Here is a 17,831-nt window from a genome sequence, read left to right on the forward strand (position 1 = left end):
GACCCCGAAACTAACGCGTCCCGAGGTCGCCGACGACGGCAACACGTCCGAAACGACGATGAAACAGTCCGGGTCTAGCTTTTCGACACCGACCACGTCGCGTGTACCGATCGACCCGCCTCTTCCACGGCGGCGCACGACTCCGGGCACCGCGGGCCGCACCCCGAACCGCGAGCGTCAGCGCCTCGCCTACCCCAGGAGACCCACATGAGCCCCCTCTCCGTACCTGCCGCGTTCCGCAACACCTCCCTCGACCGCCGCGGGTTCCTGCGCCTGGGCGGTTCGGCCGCCCTCGTCGTCGGCACGACCGCCTTGCTCGCCGCCTGCACCGACTCGTCGGCCGGCACGGGTGCGGCCACCGGCGGGGCGGCGTCGGGCGGAGCGTTCGGCACCATCGCTGTGCAGCTCTCGTGGATCAAGAACATCGAGTTCGCGGGTGAGTACTTCGCCACCGAGAAGGGCTACTACACCGACGCGGGCTTCAGCGAGGTGACGCTGCTCGCCGGTGGTGGACAGACCGGAGCCGAGGAGGCGCTGCTCGCCGGACAGGCCAAGGTCGGCTTGTCGTCGGCGTCGCTCACCGGCCCGTCGGTCGCCCAGGGCGCGGCGCTGAAGATCATCGGCACGACCTTCCAGAAGAACCCGTTCTGCCTCCTGTCGCTCGAGGAGGGCAACCCGATCCGCACCCTCGCCGACCTCAAGGGCAAGAAGATCGGGGTCCAGTCCGGCGGCAACCAGACCATCTTCGAGGGGTTCCTCAAGGCGAACGACATGACGCTCGACGACGTCGAGCTCGTCGCCACGCAGTACGACATCGCCCCGCTCGAGACGAACGCGTACGACGCGCACATGTCGTACATCACGAACGAGCCGATCCTCGCCGAGATGGACGGCTTCACCCCCGTCGTGCTGGGCTTCGCCGACAACGGGCTGCCGTTCGTCGCCGAGACCTTCACCGTCACGCAGGAGACCATCGACAACGAGCGCGACATGCTCAAGGCCTTCCTCGTGGCCGAGATCAAGGGGTGGACCGACGCGGTCAAGGACCCCGGGCAGAGCGCGAAGTACGCCGCCGAGAAGTACGGCAAGGACCAGGACCTCGACGTCGAGGAGCAGACGGCCGAGGCCGAGGCGCAGAACACGCTGATCCTCACCGAGGACGTCAACGCCAACGGCCTGTTCACGATGACGGACGAGCTGGTCGCCGAGAACATCGCCTCGCTGAAGGCGATGGGCACCGACGTGTCGGCCGACGACCTGTTCGACCTCAGCCTCATCAAGGAGGTCTACGAGGAGAACCCCGACCTCGTCACGACCTTCACGATCCCCACGGCATGACCATGACGGACGGCACCACGACCGCGCTCACCACCGCCACGGGCGACCCCGCCGGTCGACCCGAGCTCGCCACGGGCATCAACATCCAGGGGCTGACCAAGTCGTTCCAGCTCGGCCGGAAGAGCGTGCAGGCCCTCACGCAGATCGACCTGGGCACCAAGAAGGACTCGTTCCTCAGCCTGCTCGGGCCCTCGGGCTGCGGCAAGTCGACCATCCTGCGCATCCTGGCCGGGCTCGAGACGCCCACGTCGGGCACCGTCGTGATCAACGGCAAGACCGCGGCCGAGGTGCAGCGCGGCCACGAGACGGGCATCGCGTTCCAGGACTCGGCCCTGCTGCCCTGGCGCAGCGTCGAGAACAACATCCGGCTGCCGCTCGAGGTCGCGGGGCTGACTCCCCCGGCCGGCCTGATCGACGACCTGATCGACCTCGTCGGGCTCAGGGGGTTCGAAAAGGCCAAGCCGGCGCAGCTGTCGGGCGGCATGCGGCAGCGCGTCTCGATCGCCCGCTGCCTCGTCGTCCAGCCGACCATCATGCTGCTCGACGAACCGTTCGGCGCGCTCGACGACATGACCCGGCAACGCATGAACGTCGAGCTGCTGCGCATCTGGGGCGAGAAGCCGGCCACCACGCTGATGGTGACACACGGCATCAGCGAGGCCGTGTTCCTGTCCGACGTCGTCGCCGTGATGAGCGCCCGGCCGGGCCGCATCGCCGAGGTCGTCGAGATCGACCTGCCCCGCCCGCGCCTGCCCGAGCTGACCCGGACGCCCGAGTTCCACGCGTACGTCGACCGCATCTCCGAGATCCTGTTCGGTTCGCACGGGGCGGCAGCCGATGACTGACCTCCACACGTCGCCGCGCGAGACGGCCGAGCGCGAGATCGAGGCCGAACTGGGCCAGAGCGTGGCGCTCCAGGCCGAGACCGCCCGAGGGGGCGAGCGTCGGTCGGTGCTGGGCTCGATGGCGGCGGCACCGCCGTGGGTCGGCGCCCTCGTCGGCATCGTGCTCATCGTCGCGGTCTGGCAGGTCGTGGCCGTCACGCTGTTCTCGGTCACGGGCTCGGTGCCCCCTCCCGGCCAGGTGCTCGTCCAGCTCGTCACCGACCTCAGCGACCTGGTCTACTGGCGCGCCATCGCCGCGACCGCCGGCAGCGCGGCCTGGGGCTTCCTCTGGGGCAACCTCATCGCCTTCGCGCTGGCCTTCGCCGTGCTGCTCGTGCCGTGGTTCGAGGGACTGTCGACCCAGCTCGCCGTGGTCTGCTCGTGCATCCCGCTGACCGCCATCGCGCCGATCGTCACCCTCATGTCGCCCGCCGGCGGCCGGACGACCTCGATCTTCCTCGCGGCGCTCAGCGTGATCTTCACGACCGTCGTCGGCACGCTGCTCGGCCTCCGCGCCGCGAGCGAGACCCAGCTCGACGTGATCACGGCCTACGGCGGCTCCCGCTGGACGCAGCTGGTGAAGGTCCGTCTCATCGCCGCGCTGCCCAGCATCCTCGCCGCCCTGAAGCTCGCGGCACCCGCCGCGTTCCTCGGGGCGGTCCTCGGCGAGTACTTCCTCATCGGCGTCGACCAGGGCCTCGGCATCCTGCTGCTCGCGGCACAGGCCACGGCGGCGTCGGTCAAGCTCTGGGCCCTGGCCCTCATCTCGGGCGGCATCGCGGGGATCGCCTACTTCGTCATCGGGCGGATCAGCCGACTGGTCACGCCCTGGTCGGCCGGCGACAGCCGTGCCGGAGAGGGCTTCTGATGGCCACGACCCTGCCCACGGGCACCGGCACCCGCGTCACCGCTCCCGAGATGTCGACCAGCGCCTCCTCGACGGCCCGGTTCGTCCTGCGGCGGATCGGCCGCACGGTTCTGACCATCGCGATCTCGGCGATCATCCTCGGCATCCTCTGGAACCTCGCCATCGTCGTGCTGCAGGCCAACGCGTTCATCGCGAAGACCCCGGCCGACGTGTTCCGCTGGTTCTTCGTCGACTCCGAGCTCAGCCGGACCACGGCGGCCGAGAACCGCGTGCACATCGCCGGCCTGCTGGGCGTGACCCTGTGGCACGCGGCCATCGGGTTCGTCTTCGGCGTCGGCGGGTCGCTCGTCGTGGCCGTCGTCTTCACGCTCATCCGGCCGGTCGAGTTCATGTTCATGCCGATCGCCATGCTGCTGCGCACCGTGCCGCTGCTCGCCATGGCCCCCGTCATCTACCTCGTGCTGGGCAACGGCATCGTCACCGCCGGCTTCATCGGCGGCGTCGTCGTGTTCTTCCCGCTGCTCGTCAACCTGACGCTGGGGTTCCGGTCGGTCAGCGCGCAGTCGGTCGACCTCGTCCGCGTCTACGGCGGCAGCCGCTGGACGATCATGCGCAAGGTGGCGATCCCGACGGCCCTGCCGTACTTCTTCGCGTCGATGCGCATCGCCGTGCCCGGAGCCATCACCGGCGCGATGCTCTACGAGTGGCTCTTCACCTACGAGGGCCTCGGCGCCGCGATCACGGCGGCGAAGTCGCAGTCGCAGTACGGCGAGATCTGGGCGATCGTCGTGCTCATCACCCTCGTCTCGATCGTGCTCTACACGATCACCACGTTCGTCGAGACGGCGGTGCTCGCGAAGTGGGGCCCGAACGCCGGCAAGGCGACCGCGTCGTGACGGGCACCGCATGACCCGCCGCGTGCTGATCGACACCGACACCGGCATCGACGACGCCCTGGCCCTGCTCTGGCTCGCCGCGCAGCCCGACGTCGAGATCGTCGGCATCACGGCCGTCTACGGCAACTGCGTCGTCGACGACGCCCTGCGCAACGTCGGGCACGTGCTGGGGCTCGTCGGTCTCGACGACGTCCCGGTCGCCCGCGGCGCCGAGGGGCCCCTCGAGGCGGAGGCGCACATCGCCCACTACGTTCACGGTCACGACGGCCTCGGCGACGTCGTCGCCGACCGGCCGCTCCCCCGCGTGCTGCTCGAGACCCCGGCGGCCGACCGGCTCGTCGAGGTCGCCCGGGCGTCCCCGGGCGAGATCGACCTGCTCACCCTGGGGCCGCTCACGAACGTGGCCCTGGCGCTGAGGGCCGAGCCGCGCCTCCTGACGCTGTTCCGCTCGGTGACGATCATGGGCGGCAGCGGGCCGTTCCCCGAGCTCGGCCGGACCGACATGGTCGACGCCAACGTCCAGAACGACGGCCAGGCCGCCCGCGAGGTCTTCGCCGCCCCCGCGACCTCGCGCCTCATGGTCGGCGTGAACGCGACGTCGCAGGTGATCACCGACGAGTCGCACGTCGCCGCGCTCCGCGACTCGGGCACGCCGACCGGCACGTTCGCCGCCGACGTCCTCGCGACCTACCTCGACTTCTACCGGAACGCCTGGGGCCGCCGGGTCAGCCCCGTGCACGACGGCCTCGCCGCCGCCCTGATGGTGCACCCCGAGTGGATCGCCGACAGCGTCACCGGCCCGGTCGGCATCACCCACGACGGCTTCGCCACCCGGGGCCGGGTGCTGCTCACGGCCGACGGCCGCGCGACGGACTGGCACCCCGAGGGTCGGCGCCGGACGACGACCCCACGACCCGCACGACGGCGGTCACCGCCGTCCGCACCGACCTCTTCCTGCCGTCGTTCGTCGACGCCCTGATCCACGGAGCCCGCTCGTGACCACCACCTCCCCCGCCGACGGCACCCGCGCCTCCTCGACCCCGTCGCCCTCGCCGGCCGACGACGCCGCACGAGACCTGCGCGCCCTGCCCAAGGGGCACCTGCACCTGCACATGGAGGCGGCGATCCGACCGGACTCGCTGGCCGACATGGCGGCGGCGTCGGGGGTCGTCGTGCCGATGCCCACCAGCTTCGGCGACTTCAGCGAGTTCAGCGCGACCTACCAGGGCATGCTCGTCGTCCTCGCCGAGAGCGAGAACCTCTTCCGCCTGATCGACGAGGCGGTCGAGGACTGCGCCGACGAGGGCGTCGCCTACGTCGAGTTCGGGGCGAGCCCGCAGTTCTACGTCGCCACCTTCGGGTCGCTCGACGCCTCGCTGCGCGCGATGCTCGCGGCCTGCGCCGAGAGCGGCGAGCGGTGGGGCGTCGAGGTCGGCCTGATGATCACGGTCGACCGCACCGAGAGCGTCGAGGCCGCGAACGAGCTGGCCCACCTGGCCGCGGCCTACGCCGACCGCGGCGTGGTCTCGCTCGGCCTCGCCAACGACGAACGCGGCAACCCGGCGGCACGCTACGAGGAGGCGTTCCGCATCGCCAAGCACGCGGGGCTGCTCTCGACGCCGCACGCGGGCGAGCTCGCCGGGCCGGACCAGATCGAGGAGGCGCTGGACGTCCTCGGTGCCGACCGCGTGCTGCACGGCGTGACGGCCGTGCAGAGCGAGCCGCTCACGGCCCGCCTCGCCGCCGAGGGCGTCTGCCTCGACGTGTGCCTCACCTCGAACGTGCTGCTGTCGGTGATCCCGACGATCGAGGACCACCCGCTGAAGCGCCTGGTCGAGGCCGGCGTGCGGTGCTCGATCAACGCCGACGACCCGATCCTGTTCGGGCCCGGCGTGCTCGCCGAGTACGAGCTGGCCCGCACGACCCTCGGCTTGTCGGACGATCAGCTCGCCGCGTGCGCGCTGAGCTCGATCGAGTGCTCGGGGGCGAGCGACGAGCTGAAGGCGCGGGCCGCCGGCGAGATCGCGGCGTGGCTGGCGGCGTGACGGCTCCCGGCGTGGCCGCGGCGGCGTCCGCGACTCCGGCCGTACCCGTCCGGCGACTCGTCGTCGAGGGCGCCCACGTCGCGACGGTCGACGCCCTCGACACCGAACACGTCGGCGGGCACGTCGTCGTCGACGGGTCGCGCATCGTCGCCGTCGGGCCGGGGCCCGCCCCCGCCTGGGCCCGCGACGGGCGGGCGGTGCCGGGGGCGGAGCCCCGGTCGACCGCACCGGGTGCCGCGCCGATCCCGGTCGAGCACGTCGACGGCCGCGGCCACCTGCTCACCCCGGGGCTCGTCAACACGCACCACCACCTGTACCAGTGGCTGACCCGCGGCATCGCGCAGGACGCCATCCTCTTCGACTGGCTCGTCGCGCTCTACCCGACCTGGGCCCGCATCGACGAGCCGCTCGTCGAGGCCGGAGCCGCCGCCGCGATCGCCGTCCTCGCTCGATCGGGCTGCACGACCGTCGGCGACCACCACTACGTCTTCCCGGCCGGTGCCGGCGACCTGCTGGGCGGCATCGTCCGGGCCGCCGACACGGTCGGCGTGCGCCTGCACGCCACCCGGGGCTCGATGGACCTCGGCCGGTCCCAGGGCGGCCTGCCCCCCGACTTCGCGGTCGAGACGACGGACGCCGCGCTGCACGCCAGCCAGGAGGCGGTGGCCCGGTTCCACGACCCGTCCGGTGACGCGCGGGTCCAGATCGCGATCGCGCCGTGCTCGCCGTTCTCGGTCACGCCCGACCTGCTGCGCGAGGCCGCGGTGCTCGGCCGGCAGCTCGGGGTCCGGCTGCACACCCACGGCTCGGAGACCGTCGAGGAGGACGCGTTCTGCCTCGAGCGCTTCGGCCGCACGCCGACCCAGTACCTCGAGGACCTCGGCTGGCTCGGCGACGACGTCTGGATGGCCCACTGCGTCCACCTCGACGACCACGCGATCGGACGCTTCGCGGCGACCGGGACGGGAGTGGCGCACTGCCCGTCGTCGAACGGACGCCTGGCCGCGGGCATCGCGCCGATCGCGTCACTGCTGGCGGCCGGGGCGCCCGTGGGCCTGGGCGTCGACGGTGCCGCCTCGAACGAGTCGGGGCAACTGGGCACCGAGATCCGCCAGGCGGTGCTCTTCGGGCGGTTGCGTTCGGGGGCCGACGCGTTCTCGGTGCGGCAGGGCCTGCGCCTCGCGACGATCGGCGGCGCCCGGGTGCTCGGGCGGGACGCCGACCTCGGCTCGATCGAGGTCGGCAAGCTCGCCGACCTCGCCCTCTGGCGGGTGGACGGCGTCGAGTTCGCCGGCATCGCCGACCCGGTGGCCGCGCTCGGACTGGCCTCGATGCCTCCGTTGGCTCGCCTGTGGGTCGGTGGCGACTCCGTCGTCGCGGACGGCGAGCTCGTGCACGCCGACCAGGGGCTGCTCGCCGAGGGTGCGGCCCGGGCGTCGGCGGACCTGCGCTCGCGCGTCTGAGCCGACCCGCGCCTCCTGCGCGACCCGCGCCTCCTGCGCCCGTCGGCGTGGGTCCCGTGGCCGTCCGCTCCACCCGGCCCGCTCTCACGCCACGAACTAAACACCCCGCCACGAGTTCTCGTGGCGGGGTGTTTAGTTCGTGGCGGCGTAGGGGCCGACGCCCCGACAGATGGCCCACGAATGACGAAGGCCCCTCCCGAGGAGGGGCCTTCGTGTGGTTCTGGCGAACCCGTTCTGGTGGATCTGAGGGGACTCGAACCCCTGACCCCCTGCATGCCATGCAGGTGCGCTACCAGCTGCGCCACAGACCCAGAACTGCTGCTCGTGTGAGGCTTTCACCCCGTCGGAAGCAACTCGTCTACATTACTACATTTTTTCGGACCGCAAGTTCACCCCGACGTCAGAGGTGACGCAGGTACCCCTCGGGCCCCTCGAGGAACGACCGCCAGTGGCGCACGAGGTCGAGGTCGGCCCACTCGACCGCCCGTACCCCGTGGTCGCCCACCTCGAGGATGCGTGCCCCGGGCCAGGCCGTCAGGACGGGTGAGTGCGTGGCGCAGACGACCTGCCCGCCGGTCTCGACGACGTCGGCCAGCGTGCCCATCAGGCGAAGGCACGAGCTGAAGGACAACGCAGCCTCGGGCTCGTAGAGAAGGTACAGCCCCCGACCGTCGAAGTGGCTGTCGAATGCCTGGAGGAAGCTCTCACCGTGGCTGACGTCACGGAACGCCGGATCACCGGGCTCGAACCGCCCGAACATGTCGAGAGCAGTCTCGGATCGCAGGAAGAATCCCCGGGCCGCCGTGCCCGTCAGCCGGGCCCCCACCGGCGTCCGGTCGACCCTCAGCACGCGGCCGAGCGCGGACTTCTCGAGCGGCGACGACCAACGCGAATCGCCGCGGCCTCCCCGCACGTCGACGCCCCAGGCCTCGGCCAGCGCCTCGACGACGGTCGACTTGCCGCTGCCGTTCTCGCCGACGACGAACGTAACCGGGCGGTCGAGAGCGAGCCCCTCGCCGATCAGCGACCGCACGACGGGCACCGTGAAGGGCCACTCGTCGCGGTCGGGGACGAGTGCCTCGGGGACCCGCAGGCGCTCGACTATCACGGCCTCAGCCTGTCAGCCACCACCGACACCGGCTCGCTCGGCGCGCGACTCTCGGCATCCGACCCTGGAGACGCGACATGCCGCTCACCTCGAGAGGTGAGCGGCATGTCGTGACGTCTCGCCGATGCGGCGAAACAGAGGAGGCGCGGGCCGACTAAGCCTCGGCCGGCGCGTCGGCGGCGACCTCGGCCGGCGCGGTGGCCGACTCGGTCAGCACGTCGAGAGGGATCGTCGGGCAGTCGCTCCAGAGTCGCTCGAGCGCGTAGTACTGACGGTCCTCGTCGTGGAAGACGTGCGCGACGACGTCGCCGAAGTCGAGCAGCACCCAGCGGCCCTCGGCCCGGCCCTCGCGTCGGAGGGTCTTGACGCCGGCCTCGAGCATCTTGTCCTCGATCTCGCCGGCGATGGCGACCACGTTGCGTTCGCTGCGGCCCGTGGCCAGGAGGAACACGTCGGTCAGGGGCAGGGGGCCCGAGACGTCGAGGGCGACGAGGTCGTCGGCCTGCTTGTCGTCGGCCGCGCGTGCGGCGATCTGCAGCAGCTCGATGGCACGAGGGGTGGCTGTCACGTGTTCCTTAAGGGGTCGGTGGTGCGGGTGAGGGCCGACCGGGGTCGGTTCGGGTGGGTCGGGCGTCAGCCCAGCACCCCGGTGGCGAAGCCGCCGATGATCAGACCGATGATACCCAGGCCGAGCACGCCGCCCGAGATGCCCAGGATCAGCGGCAGGTGGTTGCCCTTGGGCTGCGAGGCGGCCAGCACGACAGCCCGCGTGGACGTGTGCGTGCTGATCGCCCGGCTGGCGCGGACCGGTTCGGCGTCGCTCGAGGCCTGCTCGGCATCGCCCTGCTCGAGGATGCGGTCCATGTCGGAGTTGTCGATTCGGGCCTGCGAGCCGGTCGACGCCAGGCTGCGGGGCAGGTCGATGGACCCCGTGATGATGATCTCGCCGGTGGCGTTGAGGGCACCGGTGACGTCCGCGACCTGGGCGTCGGTGAGGATGAGGGCGTTCTGCTGCCCCGTGCTCGTGCCGAGCTGACGACCCGGGACCGACTGTGCGTCGGGCTCGTCGGACTGGGCCGACCAGTGGCCGGGCGGCACGACGGGCACGGCGTCGGACGAGTCGTCGCGACGGTCGTCCGAGGCGGAGCCCGAGGCCGCGCCGGACGCCCCGGCCGACGGGCGAGGTGCCGACGTCGTCGGACGCGACGGCGCGGGAGGCGCGCTCGGCGACGACTGCGGCCCGCGGCCCTGCTCGTCGGTGAGCGCGAAGGGGAACACGGTGGGTGTCGACGTCGGGGCGGGTGCCGAGGTGACCGGCGGTGCGACCGGGGCCTGCCCCGTTCGACGGGGACCGGGCACGACCTCCGAGGCGTCGACGTCCGACGCGTCGTCGGCCGACGACGGTCGAGGTGCGGGCGCCGACGCGGGACGAGCGCCGGCCGACGGCGAGCCCGACGGCGCCGACGAGGGCCGGGCCGCTGCCGGAGCGATCTCGTCCACCGTGTTCAGGGCGTCCGCGAGGGGACGGCGGGGCTCGGGGGCCGGGGCCTGCAGGGGTACCGGCGAGGCGCCGCGGCTCTGGTCGGCGTCACGCAGGGCACGCATCTGACGACGGGTGAGGCCGGTGCCGGGGTCGACCACCGACCCCGGAGCGGGGGGAGGGACGTCGGTGCGAGACTGCGCCGACGGGACGGGCGCGGGCAGCGGCGCGTCGCCCGTCGAGGCGACGGCCGACCGGGGGGCCGGCGTGGGCTCGGGCGCCGAGGCCGGTGCGGGCGTCGACACGGCACCGGGCGTGGACGTCGGTTCGGGCGCGGAGGTCGAGGCGGATGCCACCGGCACGGCACCGGTGACGGCCTGGCCGGCCTCGCGGGCTCGCTCGAGGTCGCGGATCTGTCGCCTGGTGAGGGGCGGCTGACCGTCGGACGTGCTCATGAAACGCTCCGATACAGATGGTGCTTGGAGATGTACTGGACGACGCCGTCGGGGACCAAGTACCACACCGGAAAGTCTCGACCCACCCGGGCGCGGCAATCGGTCGACGAGATGGCCAGTGCGGGGACTTCGAGCAAGCTTACGTCGCTCTCGGGCAAACCGCTAACGCTGAGGTCGTGCCCCGGCCGCGAGACGGCCACGAAGTGGGCGAGGTCCCAGAGCTCTTGGACGTCCTTCCAGTCGAGGATCTGCGCGACGGCGTCGGCCCCGGTGATGAAGAACAGCTCGGCCGTCGGGCGCAGCCGGCGGATGTCGCGCAGGGTGTCGATCGTGTAGGTGGGCCCCTCGCGGTCGACGTCGACCCGGCTGACCGTGAAGGTCGGGTTTGACGCCGTCGCGATGACCGTCATGAGGTAGCGGTGCTCCGCCTCGCTGACCTCGGGTTTCATCCACGGCTGACCGGTCGGCACGAACACGACCTCGTCTAGGTGGAACGACTGCGCGACCTCGCTCGCGGCGACCAGGTGCCCGTGGTGGATGGGGTCGAACGTGCCGCCCATGATGCCGACGCGGGGTCGCCTGACCCCCTCGCCGTCGGGCACGGTCGTGCCCGCAACGACCATCTCGGTGGCCCCGGCGGTCAGTGCTGCTCGGGGTGACCGAACTCGTCGATCGGGCCGTCGTGGTGGTCGAGCTTGTTCGCCTTGCGCAGCGACCGGTTCGCGACGTCGCGGTAGCTGAAGACCACGTAGCCCAGCGCGAGGAACGCGACGGCGAACACGCCGGCGATGACCGGGGCCGGGGCGATCAGCGGTGCGAGTTCTTCGTGGGCTCCGGCGAGCAGCAGCGAGGCGTCGAGCATGGGTTCTCCCGTTCAGGCGATGACGATCGACGCTCAGTCTACCCGCGGACCTGCCCCTGGCCCCGCACGACCCATTTGCTGCTCGTGAGCTCGGCGAGCCCCATGGGGCCGCGGGCGTGCAGCTTCTGGGTCGAGATGCCCACCTCGGCCCCGAAGCCGAACTCGCCACCGTCGGTGAAGCGGGTCGACGCGTTCACCATGACGACGGCGCTGTCGACCTCGGCCAGGAACCTCTCGGCGGTCGCGAGATCGGCGGTCACGATGGACTCGGTGTGATGGGTCGACCACCGGGCGATGTGCTCCATGGCCTCGTCGACGTCCGCCACGACGCGCACGGCGAGGTCGAGCCCCATGTACTCGGTCGCCCAGTCGTCGTCGGTCGCGGGAACGCCGTCGGGGAACACCTCGAGGGTGCGCTCGTCACCGTGGATCGTCACCCCGGAGGCGCGCAGGGCACCCAGCACCGGCGGCAGCAGGCGCTCGGCCGCGTCACGGTGCACGAGCAGCGTCTCGAGGGCGTTGCACACGCTCGGCCGCTGCACCTTGGCGTTCCGGACGATGTCGACGGCCCAGGTCTCGTCGGCGCTGGCGTCGAGGAACACGTGGACCACCCCCGCCCCCGTCTCGATGACCGGCACCTTCGACTCGCGGACGACCGTTTCGATCAGCTCGGCGCTGCCGCGCGGGATCAGCACGTCGACCAGTCCCCTCGCCCGCATCAGCTCACCCGCCCCGTCTCGGCCGAACTCGTCGACGGTGACGACGGCGTCGGCGGGCAGGCCGACCCCGGTCAGCGCCTCGCGCATGACCTCGACCAGCACGCGGTTGGACTGCCGGGCCGCGCTGCCGCCCCGCAGGACGGCCGCGTTGCCGCTCTTGAGCGCCAGCGCCGCGATGTCGACCGTCACGTTGGGCCGGGCCTCGTAGATCGCGCCCACCACGCCGAACGGCACCCGGATCTGGTCGAGTCGCAGCCCGTTCGGCAGCACCTTGCCCCGCACCGACTCACCCACCGGGTCGACGAGCGAGGCCACCAGCTCGGTGGCCTCGGCGAGCCCGGCCAGACGGACGGCGTCGAGCCGCAGGCGGTCCTGCAGCGAGGCGCCGACGCCGTTCTCACGGGCGTTCGCGAGGTCGAGCGCGTTGGCCTCGACGATGCGGTCGGCGTTCGCGACGAGGGCGGCGGCGATCGCCCGCAGCCCCTCGTCCTTGCGGTCGGCGGTCGCCGTCGCGAGCACGCGGGAGGCGGCCTTGGCCGCGGTCAACTTGTCGGTGAGCGACGGGGCCGGTGCGGCGATGAGGGACATGGTCGAAGCCTATGCCGCCGCTCCCCCGTCCCGCGAGGCCCTCCCCGCTCGTCGCCGGTCGATCGGACCGGCGGCCGGCCCGGGAGGCGCGGGTCAGGCCGAGCGTTCGACCGTCGACCCGGCGTCCGCCGCCTCGAAGAACGTGCCGACGTGCTCGCCGGCGAGGGCCCTGGCGACGTTGCCCGTGCTGGTCACGAGGACGGGGGTGCCCGCCTCGGCCGCGAACCGGGCCGCCGCGACCTTCGTGCCCGCGCCTCCCGTGCCGACCCCGGCCGCACCCGCGGCGCCGAAGGTGACGCCGTCGAGGTCGTCGCCGAAGGGCACGTCGACGATCTTGACCGCGCCCGGCTCGTGCGGCGGTCGGGTGTAGAGAGCGTCGACGTCGCTGAGCAGCACGAGGGCGTCGGCACCGATCAACTGCGACACCAACGCCGCGAGCCGGTCGTTGTCACCGAACCGGATCTCGTGGGTGGCGACCGTGTCGTTCTCGTTGACGATCGGCAGGATGCGCAGGTCGAGCAGGCGCTCCATGGCACGCTGCGCGTTGCTGCGGTGGGTCGCGTTCTGCATGTCGCCGGCCGTGAGGAGCACCTGGCCGGCGACGATGTCGTACCGCCGCAGGCTCTGCTGGTACCGGTAGATGAGGACGTTCTGCCCGACCGCGGCGGCCGCCTGCTGGGTCGCGAGATCGGTCGGACGCGCGTCGAGCCGCAGGTGCGGCAGACCGGTGGCGATGGCGCCGGACGACACGAGGACGACCTGGGCGCCGCGTCCGTAGGCCGAGGCCAGGGCGTCGACCAGTGGTTCGATCTGCCCCGCGTTCTCGCCGCTGATCGACGACGAGCCGACCTTGACGACGATGCGGCGGGCCCCGGCGATGCCGGCGCGGTCGAGGACGCCCCCGGTCACGCCCGCTCGTCGCCTTCGACCTCGTCGCCCTCTTTCACGAGGAACCCCTCGTCGTCGGTCCAGAGGCCGGCGGCCCGCTCACGCTGCAGCTCGGCGCGGGCCTCGGCCTTGGCGTCCATGCGCTCGAAGTACTCCTCGCGACGCTGGTTGCGGGTCGGACGGTCGTTCTGGACGAGTCGGGGGTCGGTGCCGCGGGCACTGGTCATCAGTTCGGCCGTCGACGTCAGGGTGGGCTCCCAGTCGAAGACGATGCCGCCCTCGGGGCCGATGACGACCGTCGAGCCGGCCTGAGCCCCGGCCTTGAACAACGCGTCCTCGACGCCGATGGCGTTGAGCCGGTCGGCGAGGTAGCCCACGGCCTCTTCGTTGTTGAAGTCGGTCTGCACGACCCAGCGCTCGGGCTTCTGGCCGAGGATGCGGTACACGTTGCCGTACGTGCCGCCCTCGACGCGGATGACGAAGGGCTTCTCGTTGACGGCGCGCGGGCGCATGACGATGCGAGGAGGCGCGGGTCGGGCGGCGATCTCGGCCCGGCTGGCCTCGACGACCTCGGCCAGGGCGAACGACAGGTTGCGCAGCCCCTCGTGGCTGACGGCCGAGATCTCGAACACGCGGTACCCGCGGGCCTCGAGCTCGGGCGTGACGAAGTCGGCCAGCTCGCGCCCGTCGGGCACGTCGACCTTGTTGAGGGCGATCAGCTGCGGGCGCTCGAGCAGGGGCTTCTGCCCGTCGGGGACCGGGTATGCCTCGAGCTCGCGGAGGATCACGTCGAGGTCGGTCAGCGGGTCGCGGCCGGGGTCGAGGGTCGCGCAGTCGAGCACGTGCAGCAGGGCCGAGCAGCGCTCGACGTGGCGGAGGAACTCGAGCCCGAGCCCCTTCCCCTCGCTGGCGCCCTCGATGAGGCCCGGGACGTCGGCGACGGTGTAGCGGGTGTCGCCCGACTCCACAACGCCGAGGTTGGGGTGCAGGGTCGTGAACGGGTAGTCCGCGATCTTCGGCTTCGCGGCCGAGAGGGCGGCGACGAGGCTCGACTTTCCGGCCGAGGGGTAGCCGACCAGGGCCACGTCGGCGACGACCTTGAGCTCGAGCAGGACGTCGCCGGCCCAGCCGGGGGTGCCCAGCAGGGCGAAGCCGGGGGCCTTGCGCTTCGTGGACGAGAGGGCCGCGTTGCCGAGGCCGCCGATGCCGCCCTCGGCGGCGACGTAGCGCATGCCCGGCTCGACCATGTCGATGAGCTCGACGCCGTCGGCGGACTTGACGACCGTGCCGACGGGCACGACGAGCTCGAGGGTCTCGCCGTTCGTGCCGGCCCGGTGGTCGCCCATGCCGAAGCCGCCGTTGTCACTGGAGCGGTGGGGCGCCCGGTGGAACCCGAGCAGCGTCGTGACGCCGGTGTCGCTGACGATGACGACGTCACCGCCGTGACCGCCGTTGCCGCCGTCGGGGCCGGCGAGCGGCTTGAACTTCTCGCGCTTGACCGACACGCAGCCGTTGCCGCCGTTGCCGGCGCGGAGGTGGAGGGTCACTTGGTCGACGAATGTGGCCATGGGGTGCTTGATCTCTTTGTCTGTGCGTGCCGGTGCGAGCTGCCCGGGTCAAACACGTCTGGGGCGAGCAGGATGCTCGCCCCAGACGGAGCGACCCTCGAGGGGTCGCCGATGCGGGCCGGGTGTCGACGCCGCGTGGTCGTGCTAGACCGTCGCCGTCTCGGCCGCGACGATGTTGACGACCTTGCGGCCGCCCTTGGCTCCGAACTGGACCGAGCCGGGGGCGAGGGCGAAGAGCGTGTCGTCGCCGCCGCGGCCGACGTTGACGCCGGGGTGGAAGTGGGTGCCGCGCTGGCGGACGATGATCTCGCCGGCGAGCACGACCTGGCCGCCGAAGCGCTTCACGCCGAGGCGCTGTGCGTTCGAGTCACGGCCGTTGCGGGTGGACGATGCGCCTTTTTTGTGTGCCATGTGTTCTCAGCCCCTTGCTCAGTCGATCGAGGTGATCTTGACGCGGGTCAGGTCGGCACGGAAGCCCATGCGACGCTTGTAGCCGGTCTTGTTCTTGTAGTTCTGGATGACGATCTTCGGGCCGCGCAGGTCGTTCAGCACCTCGGCCGTCACGGTGACGCCCGCGAGGGCGTCCGCCGCCGAGGTCACGGTGTCGCCGTCGACGTGCAGCACGGCGGGGAGGGTGATGGAGTCGCCCTCGGCGGCCTTGAGGCGGTCGAGGGTGACGATCGTGCCGACCTCGACCTTCTCCTGCCGACCACCGGCGCGCACGACTGCGTAGACCATGTCTGTTCCTTAAGAGTTGGGGTGTGCGGCACATCGCGGCCCTGGACCGGCGCGCACCAACCGCCCATCGTACAGGGGGCCTCTCGGGCCGTCAACGCGCCCGGCGCCCGGGCGGTCGCCCCGATCGCGGACCAGCCCGGCACCCGGACGCGGTCGGCGACTAGCATCCAGGGCGTGATCCTGATCGACGAGGCCGTGTGGCCGGCCCACGACACCCTGTGGGCGCACCTGGTGAGCGACGCCTCGTACGACGAGCTGCACGAGTTCGCCGCACGGCACGGCATCCCGCGGCGCGGCTTCGACCACGACCACTACGACGTCCCCGAGTCCCGGCGGGCCGATCTGATCGACGGGGGCGCGGTCGCCGTCACGGGCCTCGAGCTCGCCCGGCGCCTCGAACGCAGCGGCCTGAGGGTCTCGCAGCGCGTCAAGCGGGGCCTGACGGCCTGACCAGCCGACCGACCGCCCGGCCGCCCGGGCGATCGGCCGCCCCATCCCCTCACCAGGCGGTGTCGAACCCGTCGTAGCTGGCCAGCACCGCCCCCGAGGCGATGTCGACGATGGTCGTCGTCACCCCGTCGGCCACCGGGTCGATCGTGTACGAGTAGTCGGTCGGCGCCGTCGCCTCGCCGACCGACTGGACCGCCAGGTACTGGCCGTTGGGCGAGACGCCGAACCCCTCGACGACGCCCGACGCGCTCGGCGGCTGCCAGAGCGTCCGGGACGTCGCGCCGTCGTCGGCCACGACGAGCGTGCGGTAGGTCAGGCCGTCGTCCGACGGCACCGAGACCTGCTGGACGACGTGGTCGGCGTCGAGGGCGACGAGCGGCCCGGCGAAGGGCAGCACGCCGTCGACGGGGGCGGGGGCACGAGGGCGCTCGTCACCCGTGGCGAGGTCGACGACCATGGACGCGATGCTCGACGCGGCGATCACGGTCGTCCCGTCGAGCGAGACGCCCTGCAGCAGCGAGTAGGTGCCCAACGGCCGGACGGGATCGACGCCCGAGAGGTCGATGAGGCTGACGGAGTCGTCGAGGGCCTGCACGACGACGTCGTCCTCGCCCGGGACGAACGCCCAGTCGGCCGGCTCGACGGGCTGACCGGCGAGGGACAGCACCGGGGCCACCGCCCGCTGCCCCTGCAGGGGCAGCGTGTAGAGCGTCTCGACGTCGGAACCCGTCGGCCGGAACGAGAAGGCCAACGTCGTGGTCGCGGCGTCGGCCGCGAAGCGCGTGATCAACCCCGGTTGGTCGGGCACCGGGAGCGTCTCCACCGCCGCGCCGTCGAGCGACACGAGGCTGAGGACGCTCTGGGCCCCGTCGTCGGTGACCACCGCGACGGCCGAGTCAAAGACCTCGTAGGCCTGGATGCGCGGTGCCGACCACACCGTCGTGCGGTCCGAGCCGCGCAGCCCGGCCCGTTCGATGCGGTCGTCGGCCCCGCCCGTGCCTCGCACGAGCCGCCAGAGCGTCGCCGGGGGCGTGCTGAACCGCGCCTCCAGGGTCGACGTCTGCCGCTGGTAGACGCTCGAGACGCCGTCGATGACGACCCGGTAGTCGGTGTCGTGGTCGAGCCGGTCGGTGAAGGTCACGGCGATGACGTCACCCGAGGTCTGGACCGTGAACGCGGTCGCCGGCGAGACGACGACCTGTGACGGGTCGACGTGAGAGACGGCCTGGTTCGCGAACACCCTCAATTGTTGCCCCGGGCGCTCGACGGTCGCCGCCGCGTCGACCTGGGTGTCGCTCACCCTCGGCCCCTGGAAGTACGTGAGCCCCACGAAGGCGGCGCAGACGAGAGCGAGCACCGTGACGACGGCGATCCAGCGGGTGCGCCAGCGGGCCTGGGCCTCGCGCGCGTCCTGCTCGGTGAGGAAGACCGGGTCGGACGCGAACGGGTCGGGCGTCACACCGCCCGTCGCAGCCCGGCCC

19 protein-coding genes and 1 tRNA gene are annotated in these 17,831 nt (G+C 72.1%); 8 read left to right on the top strand and 12 right to left on the bottom strand.

Annotation, left to right across the window (positions count from 1 at the left end):
* Window positions 1-207 precede the first annotated feature (207 nt).
* Genes ABID81_RS03100 through ABID81_RS03130 form a run of 7 tightly spaced genes read left to right on the top strand, consistent with a single transcriptional unit; the run spans window position 208 to window position 7,494 of the window.
* Window positions 208-1,338 carry an ABC transporter substrate-binding protein gene (locus ABID81_RS03100; protein WP_354593373.1) on the top strand — a complete coding sequence of 377 codons (1,131 nt, stop codon included), beginning with the start codon at window positions 208-210 and terminating at the stop codon, window positions 1,336-1,338.
* A complete protein-coding gene (locus ABID81_RS03105) occupies window positions 1,335-2,183 on the top strand; it encodes an ABC transporter ATP-binding protein (protein ID WP_354593374.1) in 849 nt (282 codons plus the stop codon). Before ABID81_RS03100 ends, ABID81_RS03105 begins: the two co-directional genes overlap by 4 nt.
* The gene (locus tag ABID81_RS03110) at window positions 2,176-3,090 is read left to right on the top strand and encodes an ABC transporter permease (RefSeq protein ID WP_354593375.1); all 915 of its coding nucleotides are present in this window, start codon (window positions 2,176-2,178) and stop codon (window positions 3,088-3,090) included. The genes ABID81_RS03105 and ABID81_RS03110 overlap by 8 nt, the downstream gene beginning before the upstream one ends.
* Window positions 3,090-3,986, top strand: a complete 897-nt coding sequence (locus ABID81_RS03115) for an ABC transporter permease (protein WP_354593376.1) — start codon at window positions 3,090-3,092, stop codon at window positions 3,984-3,986. Before ABID81_RS03110 ends, ABID81_RS03115 begins: the two co-directional genes overlap by 1 nt.
* Window positions 3,987-3,996: 10 nt before the next feature.
* The gene (locus ABID81_RS03120; protein ID WP_354593377.1) at window positions 3,997-4,965 is read left to right on the top strand and encodes a nucleoside hydrolase; all 969 of its coding nucleotides are present in this window, start codon (window positions 3,997-3,999) and stop codon (window positions 4,963-4,965) included.
* 16 nt (window positions 4,966-4,981) lie between these two features.
* Complete coding sequence (add, locus tag ABID81_RS03125) at window positions 4,982-6,031, top strand: adenosine deaminase (RefSeq protein ID WP_354593378.1); 1,050 nt, start codon at window positions 4,982-4,984, stop codon at window positions 6,029-6,031.
* On the top strand, window positions 6,028-7,494 hold the full coding sequence (locus tag ABID81_RS03130) for an 8-oxoguanine deaminase (RefSeq protein WP_354593379.1): 1,467 nt from the start codon (window positions 6,028-6,030) through the stop codon (window positions 7,492-7,494). The genes add and ABID81_RS03130 overlap by 4 nt, the downstream gene beginning before the upstream one ends.
* Before the next feature lie 235 nt (window positions 7,495-7,729).
* On the opposite strand, the gene ABID81_RS03135 is transcribed toward ABID81_RS03130, so the two are convergent.
* From ABID81_RS03135 to rplU, 11 genes are all read right to left on the bottom strand, one after another.
* Window positions 7,730-7,805 (bottom strand) — tRNA-Ala (locus ABID81_RS03135).
* Between the two features lie 89 nt (window positions 7,806-7,894).
* The gene (locus tag ABID81_RS03140) at window positions 7,895-8,602 is read right to left on the bottom strand and encodes an AAA family ATPase (protein ID WP_354593380.1); all 708 of its coding nucleotides are present in this window, start codon (window positions 8,600-8,602) and stop codon (window positions 7,895-7,897) included.
* 154 nt (window positions 8,603-8,756) lie between these two features.
* Window positions 8,757-9,170 carry a ribosome silencing factor gene (gene rsfS, locus ABID81_RS03145; protein ID WP_055973644.1) on the bottom strand — a complete coding sequence of 138 codons (414 nt, stop codon included), beginning with the start codon at window positions 9,168-9,170 and terminating at the stop codon, window positions 8,757-8,759.
* Window positions 9,171-9,235: 65 nt separating this feature from the next.
* On the bottom strand, window positions 9,236-10,537 hold the full coding sequence (locus tag ABID81_RS03150) for a hypothetical protein (RefSeq protein WP_354593381.1): 1,302 nt from the start codon (window positions 10,535-10,537) through the stop codon (window positions 9,236-9,238).
* Entirely contained in the window at window positions 10,534-11,160 is a 627-nt protein-coding gene (gene nadD / locus ABID81_RS03155; RefSeq protein WP_354593382.1) for a nicotinate-nucleotide adenylyltransferase, read from the bottom strand. Before nadD ends, ABID81_RS03150 begins: the two co-directional genes overlap by 4 nt.
* Window positions 11,161-11,177: 17 nt before the next feature.
* Entirely contained in the window at window positions 11,178-11,399 is a 222-nt protein-coding gene (locus tag ABID81_RS03160) for a hypothetical protein (protein WP_354593383.1), read from the bottom strand.
* Between the two features lie 38 nt (window positions 11,400-11,437).
* On the bottom strand, window positions 11,438-12,706 hold the full coding sequence (locus ABID81_RS03165; RefSeq protein WP_354593384.1) for a glutamate-5-semialdehyde dehydrogenase: 1,269 nt from the start codon (window positions 12,704-12,706) through the stop codon (window positions 11,438-11,440).
* A 93-nt stretch (window positions 12,707-12,799) separates the two neighbouring features.
* On the bottom strand, window positions 12,800-13,615 hold the full coding sequence (gene proB / locus ABID81_RS03170; RefSeq protein WP_354593385.1) for a glutamate 5-kinase: 816 nt from the start codon (window positions 13,613-13,615) through the stop codon (window positions 12,800-12,802).
* Window positions 13,612-15,162, bottom strand: a complete 1,551-nt coding sequence (obgE, locus tag ABID81_RS03175; protein WP_354593386.1) for a GTPase ObgE — start codon at window positions 15,160-15,162, stop codon at window positions 13,612-13,614. Before obgE ends, proB begins: the two co-directional genes overlap by 4 nt.
* A gap of 144 nt (window positions 15,163-15,306) precedes the next feature.
* A complete protein-coding gene (gene rpmA / locus ABID81_RS03180; protein ID WP_194595457.1) occupies window positions 15,307-15,573 on the bottom strand; it encodes a 50S ribosomal protein L27 in 267 nt (88 codons plus the stop codon).
* An 18-nt stretch (window positions 15,574-15,591) separates the two neighbouring features.
* On the bottom strand, window positions 15,592-15,900 hold the full coding sequence (gene rplU, locus ABID81_RS03185) for a 50S ribosomal protein L21 (RefSeq protein ID WP_354593387.1): 309 nt from the start codon (window positions 15,898-15,900) through the stop codon (window positions 15,592-15,594).
* 177 nt (window positions 15,901-16,077) lie between these two features.
* On the opposite strand from rplU, the gene ABID81_RS03190 reads away from it, so the two are divergent.
* Window positions 16,078-16,350 (top strand): DUF4031 domain-containing protein, encoded by a 273-nt coding sequence (locus tag ABID81_RS03190; RefSeq protein WP_354593808.1) that lies wholly within the window; start codon window positions 16,078-16,080, stop codon window positions 16,348-16,350.
* A 49-nt stretch (window positions 16,351-16,399) separates the two neighbouring features.
* Here the strand turns inward: ABID81_RS03190 and ABID81_RS03195 are convergent, their stop codons facing one another.
* Window positions 16,400-17,809: a hypothetical protein gene (locus ABID81_RS03195; protein WP_354593388.1), complete on the bottom strand. Its 1,410-nt coding sequence runs from the start codon at window positions 17,807-17,809 to the stop codon at window positions 16,400-16,402.
* Window positions 17,810-17,831: the final 22 nt, after the last annotated feature.

The sequence above is a fragment of the Frigoribacterium sp. PvP054 genome (genome assembly GCF_040547465.1).
Classification (GTDB): Bacteria; Actinomycetota; Actinomycetes; order Actinomycetales; family Microbacteriaceae; genus Frigoribacterium.

Bases quoted from the DNA above. Each gene is read 5' to 3' on its own strand.
- ABID81_RS03100 (WP_354593373.1), top strand. From the start codon at position 208: ATGAGCCCCCTCTCCGTACCTGCCGCGTTCCGCAACACCTCCCTCGAC.
- ABID81_RS03105 (WP_354593374.1), top strand. From the start codon at position 1,335: ATGACCATGACGGACGGCACCACGACCGCGCTCACCACCGCCACGGGC.
- ABID81_RS03110 (WP_354593375.1), top strand. From the start codon at position 2,176: ATGACTGACCTCCACACGTCGCCGCGCGAGACGGCCGAGCGCGAGATC.
- ABID81_RS03115 (WP_354593376.1), top strand. From the start codon at position 3,090: ATGGCCACGACCCTGCCCACGGGCACCGGCACCCGCGTCACCGCTCCC.
- ABID81_RS03120 (WP_354593377.1), top strand. From the start codon at position 3,997: ATGACCCGCCGCGTGCTGATCGACACCGACACCGGCATCGACGACGCC.
- ABID81_RS03150 (WP_354593381.1), bottom strand. From the start codon at position 10,537: ATGAGCACGTCCGACGGTCAGCCGCCCCTCACCAGGCGACAGATCCGC.
- nadD (WP_354593382.1), bottom strand. From the start codon at position 11,160: ATGGTCGTTGCGGGCACGACCGTGCCCGACGGCGAGGGGGTCAGGCGA.
- ABID81_RS03160 (WP_354593383.1), bottom strand. From the start codon at position 11,399: ATGCTCGACGCCTCGCTGCTGCTCGCCGGAGCCCACGAAGAACTCGCA.
- ABID81_RS03165 (WP_354593384.1), bottom strand. From the start codon at position 12,706: ATGTCCCTCATCGCCGCACCGGCCCCGTCGCTCACCGACAAGTTGACC.
- obgE (WP_354593386.1), bottom strand. From the start codon at position 15,162: ATGGCCACATTCGTCGACCAAGTGACCCTCCACCTCCGCGCCGGCAAC.
- rpmA (WP_194595457.1), bottom strand. From the start codon at position 15,573: ATGGCACACAAAAAAGGCGCATCGTCCACCCGCAACGGCCGTGACTCG.
- rplU (WP_354593387.1), bottom strand. From the start codon at position 15,900: ATGGTCTACGCAGTCGTGCGCGCCGGTGGTCGGCAGGAGAAGGTCGAG.